This window comes from Comamonas testosteroni (genome assembly GCF_014076415.1).
GTDB lineage: Bacteria > Pseudomonadota > Gammaproteobacteria > Burkholderiales > Burkholderiaceae_C > Comamonas > Comamonas testosteroni_F.
In genome coordinates, this window is record NZ_CP043568.1 from 2,402,998 (window position 1) to 2,417,047 (window position 14,050).

Annotated in this window: 15 protein-coding genes and 1 tRNA gene; 4 read left to right on the forward strand and 12 right to left on the reverse strand. The window is 61.9% G+C overall.

All coding sequences use genetic code 11. The features are described 5' to 3' along the window. The first annotated feature begins 309 nt into the window (after nucleotides 1-309). Complete coding sequence (locus F0P97_RS10955; protein ID WP_182286731.1) at nucleotides 310-1,059, forward strand: SIMPL domain-containing protein; 750 nt, start codon at nucleotides 310-312, stop codon at nucleotides 1,057-1,059. Between the two features lie 145 nt (nucleotides 1,060-1,204). Here F0P97_RS10955 and F0P97_RS10960 read toward each other — a convergent pair whose 3' ends face one another. Further along, on the reverse strand, nucleotides 1,205-1,987 hold the full coding sequence (locus F0P97_RS10960; RefSeq protein WP_182287174.1) for a 3-hydroxybutyrate dehydrogenase: 783 nt from the start codon (nucleotides 1,985-1,987) through the stop codon (nucleotides 1,205-1,207). Nucleotides 1,988-2,063: 76 nt separating this feature from the next. On the opposite strand from F0P97_RS10960, the gene F0P97_RS10965 reads away from it, so the two are divergent. From F0P97_RS10965 to F0P97_RS10975, 3 genes are all read left to right on the forward strand, one after another. Then, the gene (locus F0P97_RS10965) at nucleotides 2,064-3,080 is read left to right on the forward strand and encodes an alpha/beta fold hydrolase (RefSeq protein WP_182286732.1); all 1,017 of its coding nucleotides are present in this window, start codon (nucleotides 2,064-2,066) and stop codon (nucleotides 3,078-3,080) included. Then, a complete protein-coding gene (locus F0P97_RS10970) occupies nucleotides 3,077-5,308 on the forward strand; it encodes a RelA/SpoT family protein (RefSeq protein ID WP_003070275.1) in 2,232 nt (743 codons plus the stop codon). Before F0P97_RS10965 ends, F0P97_RS10970 begins: the two co-directional genes overlap by 4 nt. Nucleotides 5,309-5,413: 105 nt before the next feature. Continuing rightward, nucleotides 5,414-5,490: transfer RNA gene (locus tag F0P97_RS10975), tRNA-Val, on the forward strand. A 331-nt stretch (nucleotides 5,491-5,821) separates the two neighbouring features. Here the strand turns inward: F0P97_RS10975 and ccmI are convergent. Genes ccmI through F0P97_RS11030 form a run of 11 tightly spaced genes read right to left on the reverse strand, consistent with a single transcriptional unit; the run spans nucleotide 5,822 to nucleotide 14,033 of the window. Then, entirely contained in the window at nucleotides 5,822-7,099 is a 1,278-nt protein-coding gene (ccmI, locus tag F0P97_RS10980; RefSeq protein WP_182286733.1) for a c-type cytochrome biogenesis protein CcmI, read from the reverse strand. Beyond that, nucleotides 7,096-7,578 (reverse strand): cytochrome c-type biogenesis protein, encoded by a 483-nt coding sequence (locus tag F0P97_RS10985; protein WP_182286734.1) that lies wholly within the window; start codon nucleotides 7,576-7,578, stop codon nucleotides 7,096-7,098. The genes ccmI and F0P97_RS10985 overlap by 4 nt, the downstream gene beginning before the upstream one ends. Beyond that, nucleotides 7,575-8,093, reverse strand: a complete 519-nt coding sequence (locus F0P97_RS10990) for a DsbE family thiol:disulfide interchange protein (RefSeq protein WP_182286735.1) — start codon at nucleotides 8,091-8,093, stop codon at nucleotides 7,575-7,577. Before F0P97_RS10990 ends, F0P97_RS10985 begins: the two co-directional genes overlap by 4 nt. Then, nucleotides 8,093-10,099: a heme lyase CcmF/NrfE family subunit gene (locus tag F0P97_RS10995; RefSeq protein ID WP_182286736.1), complete on the reverse strand. Its 2,007-nt coding sequence runs from the start codon at nucleotides 10,097-10,099 to the stop codon at nucleotides 8,093-8,095. The genes F0P97_RS10990 and F0P97_RS10995 overlap by 1 nt, the downstream gene beginning before the upstream one ends. Then, nucleotides 10,096-10,608 (reverse strand): cytochrome c maturation protein CcmE, encoded by a 513-nt coding sequence (ccmE, locus tag F0P97_RS11000; RefSeq protein ID WP_182286737.1) that lies wholly within the window; start codon nucleotides 10,606-10,608, stop codon nucleotides 10,096-10,098. Before ccmE ends, F0P97_RS10995 begins: the two co-directional genes overlap by 4 nt. After that, nucleotides 10,605-10,748 (reverse strand): heme exporter protein CcmD, encoded by a 144-nt coding sequence (gene ccmD / locus F0P97_RS11005; RefSeq protein WP_087863608.1) that lies wholly within the window; start codon nucleotides 10,746-10,748, stop codon nucleotides 10,605-10,607. Before ccmD ends, ccmE begins: the two co-directional genes overlap by 4 nt. Beyond that, nucleotides 10,748-11,509, reverse strand: a complete 762-nt coding sequence (ccmC, locus tag F0P97_RS11010) for a heme ABC transporter permease CcmC (protein ID WP_232538200.1) — start codon at nucleotides 11,507-11,509, stop codon at nucleotides 10,748-10,750. Before ccmC ends, ccmD begins: the two co-directional genes overlap by 1 nt. Before the next feature lies 1 nt (nucleotide 11,510). Next, the gene (ccmB, locus tag F0P97_RS11015) at nucleotides 11,511-12,107 is read right to left on the reverse strand and encodes a heme exporter protein CcmB (protein ID WP_232538254.1); all 597 of its coding nucleotides are present in this window, start codon (nucleotides 12,105-12,107) and stop codon (nucleotides 11,511-11,513) included. A 53-nt stretch (nucleotides 12,108-12,160) separates the two neighbouring features. After that, complete coding sequence (gene ccmA / locus F0P97_RS11020) at nucleotides 12,161-12,850, reverse strand: heme ABC exporter ATP-binding protein CcmA (protein WP_182286739.1); 690 nt, start codon at nucleotides 12,848-12,850, stop codon at nucleotides 12,161-12,163. Nucleotides 12,851-12,854: 4 nt separating this feature from the next. Beyond that, nucleotides 12,855-13,502, reverse strand: coding sequence for a cytochrome c3 family protein (locus F0P97_RS11025; RefSeq protein WP_003070157.1), 648 nt, complete (start codon nucleotides 13,500-13,502; stop codon nucleotides 12,855-12,857). A gap of 24 nt (nucleotides 13,503-13,526) precedes the next feature. Next, nucleotides 13,527-14,033, reverse strand: coding sequence for a nitrate reductase cytochrome c-type subunit (locus F0P97_RS11030; protein WP_182286740.1), 507 nt, complete (start codon nucleotides 14,031-14,033; stop codon nucleotides 13,527-13,529). Between the last annotated feature and the right edge of the window lie 17 nt (nucleotides 14,034-14,050).

The window sequence follows — 14,050 nt, forward strand, 5'->3', positions numbered from 1 at the left end:
GTCCTTGTCGATTTATTTGTAACTGGCCCATTGTTATCGCTGGATCCAAAAAATCCAGCAAAACAAGGTCAAGTCTTGCTACTTGTTACGATTGTTGCGTTTGTAAATAGAACAATAAATGTTTCATGAGGAACTTTTTTCAAGCATATTGCACTATTGTTTCAGTGTTTGTTCTGTTGGTGTGTTGAATGTGGCGTATTCGTACATAAAGTCACACTCTGGGCTGACATGCTGCGCTGCAGCGACTTTGCGCAATGGTGAAATGCATATGTATCTGCATGGCCTGATTTACTTACAAGGGTGAACCGCATGAATCAATTTTCCAAGTCTTCCTCTTCCTCTCGCGCCGCGGCTGCCGCACTTGCGCTGGCTGCGGCCTGCGCTGGTGGCAATGTATGGGCTCAGGGCGCCGCGCGTGACATGCAAAGACCTGCCAACGTGGTGCAGTTGTCGGCTCAGGGAACCGTGGAGGTCAAGCAGGACTGGATGACGGCGACGCTGTCTGCCAGCAAGGATGGTCGCGATGCGGCGTCCGTTCAGTCCCAGCTGCAAAAGATCGTGGAGTCCGCCATGGCCACGCTGCGTAACGACGCGCAAGGTCGGCAGATGGAGTTGAGCACCGGTAATTTCTCCATCTCGCCGCGTTATGGCAACAACGGCAAGATCGAAGGCTGGCAGGGCCAGGCCGAGATCGTGCTGCAGGGGCGTGACTTCGTACGCATTACCCAGGCTGCGGCCAAGGTGCAGGACATGACGCTGGCCAGCATGAGTTTCGGCCTCTCGCGCGAAGCGCGGGAAAAGGTGGAGGGCGAAGCCCAGGCCAAGGCGATCGAGAACTTCCGCCAGCGTGCCGCGGCCATCTCCAAGAGCTTTGGCTTTGCAGGCTACAGCCTGCGCGAGGTCAATGTGAGCAGCAGCGGCGGTGGCGGGCATCCCATGCCGCGCCCGCGCATGATGAGCATGGCCAAGGCCAGCTATGCCGATGCTGCGCCCGTGCCGGTGGAGGCGGACCGTGCCGAGGTGACGGTCACCGTTGGCGGCTCGATTCAGATGCAGTGATCGGATTCGTGCGGCATATATAAAAAAAGGAGCAGCTTGCGCTGCTCCTTTTTGATTTTCATCATGATTTGATGCTGAATATGTCTTCTGGAGAGCGCTAGATGCTATCTAATTGATAGACGCATTCGCTGGAGCCGAGCGGCTTTTATTGTGCGGCCCAGCCGCCGTCCATATTCCATGCCACGCCGCGCACATTGTTGGCAGCGGCCGAACAGAAGAAGACGGCCAGCTCGCCCAGCTCTTCGGGCGTGGTGAACTGCATCGAAGGCTCTTTTTCACCCAGCAACTGTCTGGTGGCGTCTTCATTGCTGATGCCTTGGGCGGCAGCCTTCGCATCCACCTGCTTTTGTACCAGTGGCGTCAGTACCCAGCCGGGGCAGATGGCGTTGCAGGTCACGCCGGTGGTGGCGTTTTCCAGTGCCGTCACCTTGGTCAGGCCGACGATGCCGTGCTTGGCGGCGACATAGGCCGATTTTTCGGCCGAGCCGACCAGGCCGTGCACCGAGGCCACATTGATGATGCGGCCCCAGTTGGCCTGCTGCATGGCTGGCAGGGCCAGGCGCGTGGTGTGGAAGGCGCTGCTCAGGTTGATGGCGAGGATGGCATCCCACTTCTCCACGGGGAAGTCCTGCACCCTGGCCACATGCTGAATGCCGGCGTTGTTGACCAGGATGTCGACGCGGCCGAATTCGGCAGCGGCGTATTTCATCATGGCTTCAATGTCGGTGGTCTTGCTCATGTCCGCACCGTGGTAGCCGACTTCGATACCGGCTGTCTTGCCGGCATCCAGTACCTGGGCGCGTGGTGCTTCGACGTCGCCAAAGCCGTTGAGCACGATATTGGCACCCTGGCGTGCCAGAGCGATTGCGATACCTAGGCCGATTCCGCTGGTCGATCCCGTCACGAGAGCGGTTTTGCCTTTCAACATGGACATACAAGGTCTCCGAATGAATTACGATGCGACGACAGCCATTATCGGCCCCGGTCTTGAAAACGCGTTCTCCATGAATCAACCTACGCTGAATTACGTATCGTGTCCCGGAGCCTCTGCAACCGCTCCCACCTGGGCCAGCGCTCAGCGCCGCCAGCAGGTCGAGGCTCAGCCCGAGGGAACGCACCGAATGGCGTACTGGGAATGGAACCATACCGGCAACCCAAGACATCCTCATGTCATCGTCTGCGTGCACGGCCTCTCACGCCAGGGACGAGACTTTGATGTGCTGGCAACCAAGCTCAGCCGCTTTGCCCGCGTGATCTGCCCCGATGTGGTGGGGCGCGGCGAAAGCGACTGGCTGGCCGACCCCATGGGTTATCAGCTACCGCTGTATGCGGCCGATATGCTGGCGCTGCTGGCCCAGCTGCATGCTCAGGTGCCGATTGAAACCCTGGACTGGGTGGGTACCAGCATGGGGGGCTTGATCGGGATGGGTGTCGTGGGGCAGCCCGGTCTGCCGCTGCCGGTGCCTGTGAGGCGGCTGGTGCTCAACGACGTAGGGCCAGCGATTGAATGGGAGTCGCTGGAACGAATCGGCTCCTATGTCGGCAAAGGCTTGCAGTTTCCCAACTTTGAGAGCGCTGCCGCCGCCATGCGCTTGATTTCCGAGGGATTCGGCCCACATGGCGATGAGCAGTGGAACCGGCTCTCGAAAGCCATGATCAAGCCTGATCCCCAAGGAGGTGTGGTGCTGCATTACGACCCTCGTATTGCAGTGCCCATGGCCCAGATGACGCGCGAGACTGCCCAAGCGGGAGAGGCCTTGCTCTGGCAGCTCTACGACCAGATCAAGGCACAGGTCTTGCTTATCAGAGGAGCCGAGTCCGATCTGCTCTCCAGCCGTACCGCCAGGGCCATGACCGAGCGTGGCCCCAGGGCGCATTGCACGGAACTGGAAGGCGTGGGACATGCTCCAACACTGGTGGTGCCGGGGCAAGTGGCGTTGATACAAAAGTTTTTACAAGGGGATAAGGGTCTGCCTGCGAGCATCAGTCTTGCGCAGCAGGCCCAAGAGGAAGCTGCATGAAGACCAGCGATACCGTAACCACAGTCTCTGACGCCGCACCCAAGCTCACGGAGCCTACGCCGCATCTGATTACCGCCACATCCGAGGTTTTGCCCGATCAAGTCAATGCGCTGGCGCGCGCCCGTGCCTTTGCAGAACCGCTGATTGCCGGCGAAGTCATGGAGACCGGTGAAAACACCCTGACCCACGCCGACGCCGTTGCCGCCATCCTCAAGAAAATCGGTGGCTCGGAAACCATGCAGGCGGCCATTTATCTGGTGCACGCCAGCGTGCACCTGAACAAGCCGCAGGAAGTGATTGCCAAGGCGTTTGGCGACAATTTTGCGACCCTGGCGGTCGAAACCATCAAGCTCATCCGGGTGCAGCAGCAGGCGAGAGACGCCGAGCTGAGCAGCCAGCATGTCGATGGCGTGGCCACGCAGACCGAGAACGTGCGCAAGATGCTGCTGGGCTTCTCGCGCGATCTTCGCGTGGTACTGCTGCGCCTGGCGTCGCGGCTGCAGACGCTGCGCTACTACGCGGCCGAGAAGAGCCCGGTTTCGCCCAGCATCGCGCGTGAAGCGCTCTATGTCTTTGCGCCGCTGGCCAACCGTCTGGGAATCTGGCAGATCAAATGGGAGCTGGAAGATCTGGCTTTCCGTTTTCTGGAGCCCGATACCTATCGCCAGATTGCGCGCCTGCTCGACGAAAAGCGGGTCGAACGCGAGGCCTATATGGAGCAGATGCGCGCGCGCCTCGAGGCCGACTTGCGCGCCCACAGCATCAGCGCCTCGGTTCAGGGGCGACCCAAGCATATCTACAGCATCGTCAAGAAGATGCGCGGCAAGTCGCTGAGCTTTGACCAGCTGTTCGATATTCGTGCCATGCGCGTCATCGTGCCTACGGTCAAGGACTGCTATGCAGCCCTTTCCTGGGTGCATGAGCAGTTCACGCCGCTGGAAAAGGAGTTCGACGACTACATCGCCAAACCCAAGCCCAACGGCTATCAGTCCCTGCACACGGTGGTGCGCGATGAAACCGGCCGCACCATAGAGATCCAGATCCGTACCCAGGCCATGCACGACCATGCAGAACATGGCGTGGCCGCACACTGGGCCTACAAGGAGGCCGGCACCAAGGGCTATGCGGGCGTGTCGGCGTCCAGCGAGTATGACGCCAAGATTGCCGTGCTGCGCCAGTTGCTGGCCTGGGGCAGCGACCTGACGGGCTCGGCCCAGCGTGGTCTGTTTGAAGATCGCATCTATGTGCTGACTCCCGATGCTGCCGTGATCGAGTTGCCGCAAGGGGCCACGCCGGTGGACTTTGCCTACTCGGTGCACACCAGCCTCGGCCATCGTTGCCGTGGCGCGCGCGTGGATGGAGCCATGGTGCCGCTGAACACAGCCCTGGAAAGCGGCCAGACGGTAGAAATCAACACGGCCAAGGAAGACCGGCCCTCACGTGACTGGCTCAATGCCGAGCTGGGTTATCTGGTCAGCAACCGTGCCAAGGCCAAGGTGCGCGCCTGGTTCAATGCCCAGGCCACGCATGAAACCGTCTCGCGAGGGCGCGAGGCCGTTGAAAAGCTGCTGCAGCGCGAGGGCAAGACAGCGATCAAGCTTGAAGAGCTGGCTGCACAGCTGGGCTTCAAGTCTGCCGATGCACTGTTTGAAGTCGTGGGCAAGGACGAGTATTCACTGCGCAATATCGAAGTCGTGCTGCGTCCCAGTGAAGAAACGCCAGAGGAAGACGCATTCACTCCGGTGCGCAAGGCGCGTGGCCATGACTCGTCGCGAGGTGGAGTGCTGGTGGTGGGCGTCGATTCGCTCATGACTCAGTTGGCCAAATGCTGCAAGCCGGCTCCTCCGGATGAGATCGGCGGCTTTGTGACTCGTGGCAAGGGCGTGAGCGTGCACCGCTGCGATTGCTCCAATTTCCGCGAGATGATGGCCAAGAGCCCCGAACGTGTCATCGAGGTCGACTGGGGCACTCCCAAGCATGTGGACAAGGGCGGACCGGTTTACCCTGTGGACGTTGCCGTGGAGGCGGCCGACCGCCAAGGCTTGCTGCGCGATATCTCGGACGTGTTTGCACGCGAGAAGACCAATGTCATCGGGGTGCAGACCCAGTCCGTCAAGGGGACGGCGTGGATGACGTTCACGGTGGAGGTGGCAGATTCGGGTCGCCTCAACAAGGTGCTAGGCATCGTCGCCAGTGTGTCCGGCGTTCGCTCGGCCAGAAGGCGCTGATGTAAGTCCCGATTGCGCCTGACAGGGCTCGATGACAAGAAAATGTTAGCTCTCAAAAAATGAGTGAAAAACCCGTGCTACAATTGCTTCATCGAACAGAACAACAGGCGCGTAGCTCAGCTGGTTAGAGCACCACCTTGACATGGTGGGGGTCGTTGGTTCGAGTCCAATCGCGCCTACCAAATGTGCAGACGAAACCAGAGTTTGCAACAAAAATGCCCGCTGAAAAGCGGGCATTTTTGTTTTGTTGGTATGAAGCCGTTCGAGGAGAACGGCATTCAAACAGACATTTTTTCGCAACTGTCGGTTGATTTCTGCCTGTGTCCGGATCACGCATCCCGATCACCGTCCAGAGCGCAGTAGTGGTTCAGGATTGAGCCACCCCTCGCAACATGGCCGCTCTTGATTCCGTATTCCGATGCGCTGTCACAGCACATGACGGCGCAATGCTTGCACCGGAGAGGGCAATAACGCACGTTGTCTGCTTGGCTGGCTGCAGTCCAGACACACTTGCTAGAAAGCCGGATTCAATTCCAGCAGCAAGTTCGAGGAGCCGGGAGTCACCGAGAACGACTGACTGTAGAGATCTCCTGCTCGTGGCATGGCCTGGCCGTCCAGCGACAGCCGCGCCTGCAAACGTAGCTCCGGGAATGACGACAGCGAAACTGCAGGATCGAGCAGGTTCTCCGGTCCCAGCGTGAAATGTGCCGGCAGGGAGGTCGCAGGCAGGCGCAGCACTGCCACAGGTCGGGGGTGACCGTCGGCGCGAGCCACGACAAAAACCTGAGCCTTGGCCAACCGGGCTGGTTCAGATGGATTGGCCTTGGAGACTGTCCATCGCAATTCTCCGCTCAGGCGGCTTTTGGAGACAGCCGCAGTCTTGGCAGTGATGCTCGAACTGTCTTCAGACGCCAAAGCCTCCAGCTTGAGCAGATCATCTTGCACTCGCAGCGCCATGTCCGATCCTGGCTCCAACTGGCGCAGCAGGGCTTGCCAGTTCTTTTGTGCCTCATCCAGCTTGCCGTGGCGCGCGGCGGCACTCCCTGCAAGTGCCAGGGCCTTGGGTTGATCTGGCTGCAACATCAGTGCCTGCTTTATGGCCTTGCCGGCTTCGCCATCCAGATCACCGCCCTGCGCCGATGCCAGCGCGTCGGCCAGATCGGCCCATAACCTCGCCTGGACTTCCTCATCCATCGCGCTACGCCGCGCCTCCTGCAAAGCCCGCCGGTACGCTTGGGCCGCAGCGTCAAAGAGCTCCAGAGTTTCATAGGAGCGGGCCAGCATCACCCAGCCAGGCAGGTTCTGGGGTTGTTCCTCAAGACGCCGGGCCAGCCCGTCCACCATGGCCTGCACCTGTGCATCGCCCACCCCGTCTCCGTGCGCGCCGGGCTGCTCCTGCGCCAGCTGCGCTGCAGCCTTGGGGTCGCCCACCTGCAGGTACAAAGCGAACGCGGCGACAGGTAGCAGCACCGCCAACAACAGCGCGCTGCCACGGCGCAGCCATGGACTTTGGCGCCAGGCAACCGATGCCCGGGGTCTGTCCAGTTCGCTGAGCAGACGCCGCTGAAGTTCTTCGACCGCTTGAGCATGGTCGGTCTCGCTCAGGCGCCCGCCTGAGCGCTCCAGCTTCAACTCGGCCAACTGGGCCTGGTAGAGGCGGCGCAGCGCTTCATCAGGATCGCTGGCGGGCAATGGGAATGGGACCTCGGCCAGCAAAGGCGGCAGCAGTACCGCCAGGCTCAGCAGCATCAGGGCGATGGCACCCAGCCACAACCAGTGCATCGCAGTCATGAGCTCTCCTTCTTTGCGGCCGAGTCCAGCCACCGGCGTGCACGATCACGCTGCTCCGGGGTCAGCGGGACATTCGGCACGAGCCTGCGGCGCAGTGTTCTGCGCAACAGCACAAAGCCTCCCAGCGCGGCCAGGAAAGGGCCGCTCCACAGCAGCCAGGTCGACGGCTTCCAGGGCGGGTTGTAGCGCACAAAAGCACCGTAGCGCTGCTCGAAGAAGGCGATCACCTGGCCGTTGCTCTGTCCCTGCTCGAGCTGATGGCGGATTTCCCGGCGCATGTCCTCGGCCATGGGGGCGCGCGATTCGGCCACAGTCTGGTTCTGACAGACGACACAGCGCAGCTGAGCGGCCAGCGCCATTTCACGATCCAGCAGTTCCTGGTCCCGAGCGGTCTGCACTGTCTGCCCGGCCTGGGCCAGCACTGCCATGCAGGCAATCAGGGCCGCTGTGCAGGCTGCGCCGGTGCTTCGCGGTTTCATTGAATACTCCTGATGACCGGCAGCAGCCGATCGCGCCATATCTCTGCGGTTACCGGGCCCACATGGCGATAGCGCACGCGGCCCTGGCCGTCAATGACAAAGGTTTCTGGCACTCCCTGTATGCCGAAGTCCATGCCCACGCGGCCATCGCCGTCCATGGCCGAGGCGCGGTAGGGGTTGCCCGCAACTCGCAGCAGCGCGCGGGCCTTGTCCGGCTGATCCTTGTAGTTCAGGCCGTAGACGGCGACCGAGTCGCGCTTCGAGAGTTCGGCCAATACGGGGAGCTCCTGTCGGCAGGGTGCGCACCATGAGGCCCAGACATTGAGCAGCCAGGCCCGGCCTCGCAGATCCTGGAGATGCAGGACCTGCCGCTGGTCCTCGAGCAGTGGGCGGTCTATGGCCGGTGCGGGCTGCTCCAGAAGTGCCGAAGGCAGGGCCCGAGGGTCACGCTGCAGGCCAAGCCCGAGCATGATGGCCAAGCCTAAAAATATTGCCAGAGGCAGGACAAAGCGCATCAGGCAGCTCCTTGCAGGGCCGGAGCGCCGGACTGGCGGTGCGCTCTTTGCTTGGCTGTACGAAAACGCCGGTCCATAAGGCTCAGACCAGCGCCCAGCGCCATCATCAGTGTGCCTATCCAGACCCAGTCCATGAAAGGCTTGACCTGCAGGCGCACGGTCCAGCGCAGGCCTTGATCGTCCAGTGGATCGCCCAGAGCCACGAAAACGTCGCGTGTCCAGCCGCTGTCGATGGCGGCCTGGCTCAGCGCCATGCCCTGGGCGCGGTAAACCCGCTTCTCGGGAAACATGCTCCAGCTATCCAGCCCCGCTCGGCTGACGGTGAATTGGGCACGCTGCGCGTCATAGTTGGGGCCGGTGGCCGGACCAAGGCTGTCGAAGCGGAAGCGGTAGCCACCCGCCTCGGCAGTCTCACCCTGCGCCAGCGTGGTTTCGTGCCGGCTCTCCAGCCCGTCGGCCAAGCTTACCGCCAGCACGAACACGCCCGCACCGGCATGGGCCATCAGCATGCCCCACCAGCCCCAGGGCTGGCGCGACAGGCGCTGACCCAGATGGCCGATTTCCAGGCCTTGTCCCAGGCGCTGCCAGATATGGGCCAGTGTACTGAGCAGGCACCACAGGCCCAGGGCCAGGCCCAGCAAGGTGGCCGGGGACAGGCGCACACCCATCCAGCCGCCTGCCAGTGCCAGCACTGCCGAGCAGGCAAGGCTCAGCACGAGGGCTACGCGAAGGCGCCGCCACAGCTCGCCAATCAGGCTGCTCTTCCAGCGCGCCACCGTGCCCACGCCCATCAGGGCCAGGGCCGGCAGCACCAAAGGCAAAAAGACGGTCTGGAAGTACGGTGGCCCCACGGAGATCTTCTCGCCGCTCAGCACATCGAGGGCCAGCGGGTACAGCGTGCCTATGAGCACCGCCAGCGCTGCAGCGGTGAAGAGCACGTTGTTGATCAGCAAAAAGGTTTCGCGCGAGAGCATGGCAAATTCCCCGGAGCCGCGGCCAAGCTCAGGTGCGCGCCAGGCGAACAGCCACAGCGAGGCGCCCACCACAGCCACGATGAAGCACAGGATGAAGAGCCCCCGCCCTGGGTCCACGGCAAAGGCATGAACCGAGGTAAGCACGCCTGAGCGCACGAGAAAGGTACCCAGCAGGCTCAGTGAAAATGCGCAGATGGCCAGCAGGGCCGACCAACTGCGGAAGGCTCCGCGCTGGTCGGTCACGACCAGCGAATGCAGCAGGGCCGTTCCCACCAGCCAGGGCATGAAAGAGGCGTTTTCCACCGGATCCCAGAACCACCAGCCTCCCCAGCCCAGCACGTAGTAAGCCCAGGCGCTGCCTAGCAGAATGCCCAGCGTCAGAAAGCCCCAGGCCGCCAGCGTCCAGGACCTCGACCAGCGCGCCCAGGCAGCACCCAACTCGCCCGAGATCAGTGCCGCCAGCGCGAACGCAAAAGGCACGGCAAAGCCCACATAGCCCATGTACAGCAGCGGCGGATGCAGCACCATGCCGGGGTCTTGCAGCAAGGGATTGAGATCCTTGCCTTCGGCAGCTGCGGGGATCAGGCGCACAAACGGATTGGAGAGAAACAGCAGGAACAGCAGCAGGCCCACACTGATCCAGCCCAGCACGGCGAGCACGCGCGCCACGAAGGCCGGCGGCAGGTCTCGGCTGCGCCAGGCCACCGCCAGGGTCCAGCCCGAGAGCATGAGCTGCCACAGCAGCATGGAGCCTTCATGCCCACCCCAGAAAGCTGCCAGCTTGTAGGCCATGGGCAGGTCGCTATGCGAATTGGCCGCCACATACAGCACTGAGAAGTCTTCGCGCCAGAAGCACCAGAACAGGCTGGCCGAGGACAGCACGCACAGTAGACATAGCAGCAAGGCCGCAGGCCGGGCCAGCTTTACCCAACTCGCCAGTCCCCAGTGGGCTCCGGCAAGCGGCAGCACCGCCAGCAGTACTGCCGTGACCAGGGCTAGTACCAGAGCGAACACGCCGAGTTCAGCGATCATGTATGGCCTCCCTTGGTGGCGGTATGGGCACTGTCCTGGCCGGTTTCCTTGACAGTGACATCCCCGTCAGATTTTTCTGGCGGCTTTCCGGCGGCGTTTTTCAAGGCATGGGCCGCTTCGGGCGGCATATAGTTCTCGTCGTGCTTGGCCAGCACCTCGGAGGCATGAAAGGTTCCGTCCGCCTGCATACGGCCCGATACCACCACGCCTTTGCCCTCGCGGAACAGGTCGGGCAGCAATCCCCGATACTGCACAGGCACACTGCGCACTTCATCGGTCACGGCAAAGCGCAGCAGCATTCCGTCGCCGCTGCGCTGCAGCGAGCCTTGCTCCACCAGGCCTCCCAGGCGAAAGGCTGCACCATGCGGAACCTCGCCCGCGTGAACCTGGCTGGGGCTGTAGAAGAACATCACATTGGAGTTGAGTGCTCGCAGCACCAGCGTGACGGCCACGGCCACCAGCGCAAGTCCTGCCAGCACCCACAGCAGGCGACGCTGGCGCGGCTTCATGGGGTCTCCCTGGTTGCGAGTCCGGATGCGGCCTCGGCTTTCAGGCGACGGCTGCGCACAAAGATGCTGACCAGCTCGATGCCCAGCGCCATCGCGCTCACACCGTAGGCCAGAGCAATGAAAAAAGCATGATCCTGCATTACAGACTCTCCTCGCGGGCTCGCTCCAGAATCAGGCAACGTGCCCGTACCAGAGCGACGGCCAACGTATAGGCCCAGCAGGCCAGTGCCATCAGCAGCATGCCGGCCAGCATGGTGTGTGTCATGCTGGGAGCTGTATCCATGCGGATACTCGCACCCTGATGCAGGGTGCTCCACCACTGAACCGAGAAATAGATGATGGGAACATTGACCACGCCAGCTAGCAGCACGATGGCGCCAGCGCCATCGGCCCGACGCGAATCTTCTATGGCCGAGACCGTGGCCATATAGCCCAGATACAGGAACAGCAGGATCAGCTCCGACGTCAGACGGGCATCCCATACCCACCAGGCTCCCCAGGTCGGCTTGCCCCAGGCAGCCCCGGTCCACAAGGCGATGGCCGTGAACAGCGCACCTGTAGGTGCCAGGGCCCTTGCCAGCAGGGGGGAAAGGCGGGTGCCGTAAATCAACCCCAGGGCAGCATGGAGCGCTGCCACCAGATAGATGAACATGGACATCCAGGCGGCCGGCACATGCAAAAAGATGATGCGGTAGACCTCGCCCTGTTGGTGATCCGTAGGTGCCAGTCCAAATCCGACCCATAGACCCGCAGCAGCTAGCACGGCAGCCAGCACAGCCATCCAGGGCCACAGCTTGCCTGCCCAGTGGTAAAAAACCGGGGGCGAGGCCAGCTGACGCCATTTGCGGCTGCTGGACCCTGTCGCAGGCGTAGGTGATGCATTGGAAGTAAGGGAATTCATATCACTCCAGCGCGAGGCGCAAGGCCGCTGCTATTGCCCAGGGACCGGCCAGTAACGCCAGGCACAGGCAGGCACCCAGCAGATTGAGAGCAGGCGCTGCACTCAGCCCTTGCTGCGCCTGGGCTACGGCATGGCTGCCAAAGATCAGGATGGGCACGCTCAGCGGCAGCACCACCAGAGCCAGCAGCAACTGCCCCCGCACACCCAGTGTCAGTGCTGCGCCCAGAGCCGCCAGCAGGCACAGGCTGGGCGTTCCCAGGGCCAGCGATGCCAGCAGAATGCCGATCACCGCCCCATCCAGGCCGTACTGCCAGCCCAGCAGGGGAGCCACCAGCAACAATGGCAACACGCCCAGCAACCAGTGCGCGGCCACCTTGAGGCCCACCAGCAGCGGAAGGGGCGCAGGCGCCAGCAACCACTGTTCCAGCGACCCGTCGGCCATGTCGCTCTCGAACAGCCGGTGCTGCCCCAGCAGCACGGCCAGCAAGGCCGCGACCCACACAATGCCCGGTGCAATCTGCCTCAGCAAGGCCGCGTCCGGCCCCAAAGCCAAGGGGAAAAGACTGCCTACCAGCACAAAGAAGAACAGCCCGCCCAAGGCATCGGAAGGCCTTCTAGCGGCCAACTTCAACTCTCTTGCACACACAGCTATCAGCAAACAGCCACCTGCTCATTCTTTGCGGTCGTGACCACGGAGCGGGATAAATCCAGCACCGACACCCGGGGCGTCGGCAGCACCAGGTTGCGGTGCGAAGCCACCACGGCCATTCCTCCGGAGGCCAGATGCTGCTCCAGTGCCTCGCCCAGATATTGTTCGCCCTGGACATCCAGGCAGTTGTCGGGTTCGTCCAGCAACCACAGCGGACGCTCGCCCAGCAAAACACGGGCCAGCCCCAATCGCCGACGCTGCCCCTGGGACAGGCGGCCAAAAGGCCGAGCGACGACTTCCGTCAAAGACAAGGCCTGCAAAACGGCTTGCACGCGTGCTTCATTCCAGCTCACTGCCATCAGATCCAGCGCAAAGCGCAGATTCTCCATCCCTGTCAAGGCGTCACTCATTCCAGCCTGATGTCCCATATAGGCCAGTTGTCGCTGGTAGGCCGGATCCTGGGGAGACAGCGTACCGCCGCACCACTGGAGGCTTCCAGTACGCCATGGCAGAAGGCCGGCCAGACAACGCAGCAGGCTGCTTTTGCCCGCGCCGTTATGACCTCTGAGCATCAGGAGTTGACCGCTACCGAGTTCCAAACCCCGATCGCGCAGCACCACCCGGCCGCCGCGTACACAACCCAGGCCGGATATGCAAAGAAATCTGGAAGCAGCCGTGCCCAAGCCATTCATCCCGCTACTGCACTGACGCAACCGACGCCTCAGCTGGCCCTGGCACTTTCTGACCTGGCGTGTCGCTGGGGCCCTGTCCGGGAGGAATGTGAGGCAGCTTGTGGGCAATGCCCTTGTGGCAGTCGATACAGGTTTTTTCCTTGCTGGCCAAATAGGTGCTGTGCATGTTCTGCGCACGCAAACTCTGCCGCGTCATATCCATGGAGTCGTAGTTGTGGCAGTTGCGGCACTCCAGCGAATCGTTGGCCTTGAAGCGAGCCCACTCGTGCTGTGCCAACTCCAGCCGCTTGGCTTCGAATTTTTCAGGCGTGTCTATCGTTCCGAAGATCTTGCCCCACACTTCCTTGGAGGCCTGCATCTTGCGAGCGATCTTGTCGGTCCAGTCGTGCGGCACGTGACAGTTGGAGCACACGGCGCGTACGCCCGAGCGGTTGGTGTAGTGGATCGTGCTCTTGAGCTCGGCAAACACGTTGTCCCGCATCTCATGACAACCCGTGCAGAATTTCTCCGTATTGGTCAGCTCCATGGCGGTGTTGAACGCGCCCCAGAAGAGAATGCCGCCGATGAAGCCGCCGATGGTCAGAAAGCCCAGGCTGAAATGTACGCTGGGGCGGCGGATCACCGCCCAGTAGCGCTTGAGAAGTGTCAACATAGATGAGCCTCGTGCGCCGCAGCGTCAGTTTTTCTTGGATGCCTTGCCCGACTGGGACTGCAGGGCCTTCAGAATCACGGTATCCACGTCTTCGAAGGTGTTGCTGACCAGAGGGCGGACGGCATCCTGAGCCACATGGCATTGCTGGCAGAAGTAGCGTCGCGTGGATACCTGCCCCAACATGCGCCCGTCGCGATCCATATAGTGCGTGACCGATACCGGCACGGCCTGCGAGGTCTCGGCCTTGGTTCGCGAGTGGCAGTCCATGCATTTGTTGAAGTTCTTGTCTACCTGATAGCCGTCCACGCGATGGGGAATCGTGGGAGGTTGCCAGGTGTAGTTGCGCGTGCGGCGCACGTCATCGTTGACGGCATTGCCAAGCACTGGTGGCTTGGTCGCCTGCATGATGGGCGTAGGGCCGCGCGCCGAGTCATAAAAGGTCTCCGCGATAGCGGCTGGCGTCCAGGCCATACCTATATTGAGCATGAGCAGCATGCCCACAAGACGGACGAATTTGCGGACGAAGTTCATGGTCAGCCTCTCTTTCG

What these genes read in the sequence shown, in the direction of transcription:
- F0P97_RS10955 (WP_182286731.1), top strand. Translation starts at nt 310, where the DNA reads ATGAATCAATTTTCCAAGTCTTCCTCTTCCTCTCGCGCCGCGGCTGCC.
- F0P97_RS10960 (WP_182287174.1), bottom strand. Translation starts at nt 1,987, where the DNA reads ATGTTGAAAGGCAAAACCGCTCTCGTGACGGGATCGACCAGCGGAATC.
- F0P97_RS10965 (WP_182286732.1), top strand. Translation starts at nt 2,064, where the DNA reads ATGAATCAACCTACGCTGAATTACGTATCGTGTCCCGGAGCCTCTGCA.
- F0P97_RS10970 (WP_003070275.1), top strand. Translation starts at nt 3,077, where the DNA reads ATGAAGACCAGCGATACCGTAACCACAGTCTCTGACGCCGCACCCAAG.
- ccmI (WP_182286733.1), bottom strand. Translation starts at nt 7,099, where the DNA reads ATGACTGCGATGCACTGGTTGTGGCTGGGTGCCATCGCCCTGATGCTG.
- F0P97_RS10985 (WP_182286734.1), bottom strand. Translation starts at nt 7,578, where the DNA reads ATGAAACCGCGAAGCACCGGCGCAGCCTGCACAGCGGCCCTGATTGCC.
- F0P97_RS10990 (WP_182286735.1), bottom strand. Translation starts at nt 8,093, where the DNA reads ATGCGCTTTGTCCTGCCTCTGGCAATATTTTTAGGCTTGGCCATCATG.
- F0P97_RS10995 (WP_182286736.1), bottom strand. Translation starts at nt 10,099, where the DNA reads ATGATCGCTGAACTCGGCGTGTTCGCTCTGGTACTAGCCCTGGTCACG.
- ccmE (WP_182286737.1), bottom strand. Translation starts at nt 10,608, where the DNA reads ATGAAGCCGCGCCAGCGTCGCCTGCTGTGGGTGCTGGCAGGACTTGCG.
- ccmD (WP_087863608.1), bottom strand. Translation starts at nt 10,748, where the DNA reads ATGCAGGATCATGCTTTTTTCATTGCTCTGGCCTACGGTGTGAGCGCG.
- ccmC (WP_232538200.1), bottom strand. Translation starts at nt 11,509, where the DNA reads ATGAATTCCCTTACTTCCAATGCATCACCTACGCCTGCGACAGGGTCC.
- ccmA (WP_182286739.1), bottom strand. Translation starts at nt 12,850, where the DNA reads ATGAATGGCTTGGGCACGGCTGCTTCCAGATTTCTTTGCATATCCGGC.
- F0P97_RS11025 (WP_003070157.1), bottom strand. Translation starts at nt 13,502, where the DNA reads ATGTTGACACTTCTCAAGCGCTACTGGGCGGTGATCCGCCGCCCCAGC.
- F0P97_RS11030 (WP_182286740.1), bottom strand. Translation starts at nt 14,033, where the DNA reads ATGAACTTCGTCCGCAAATTCGTCCGTCTTGTGGGCATGCTGCTCATG.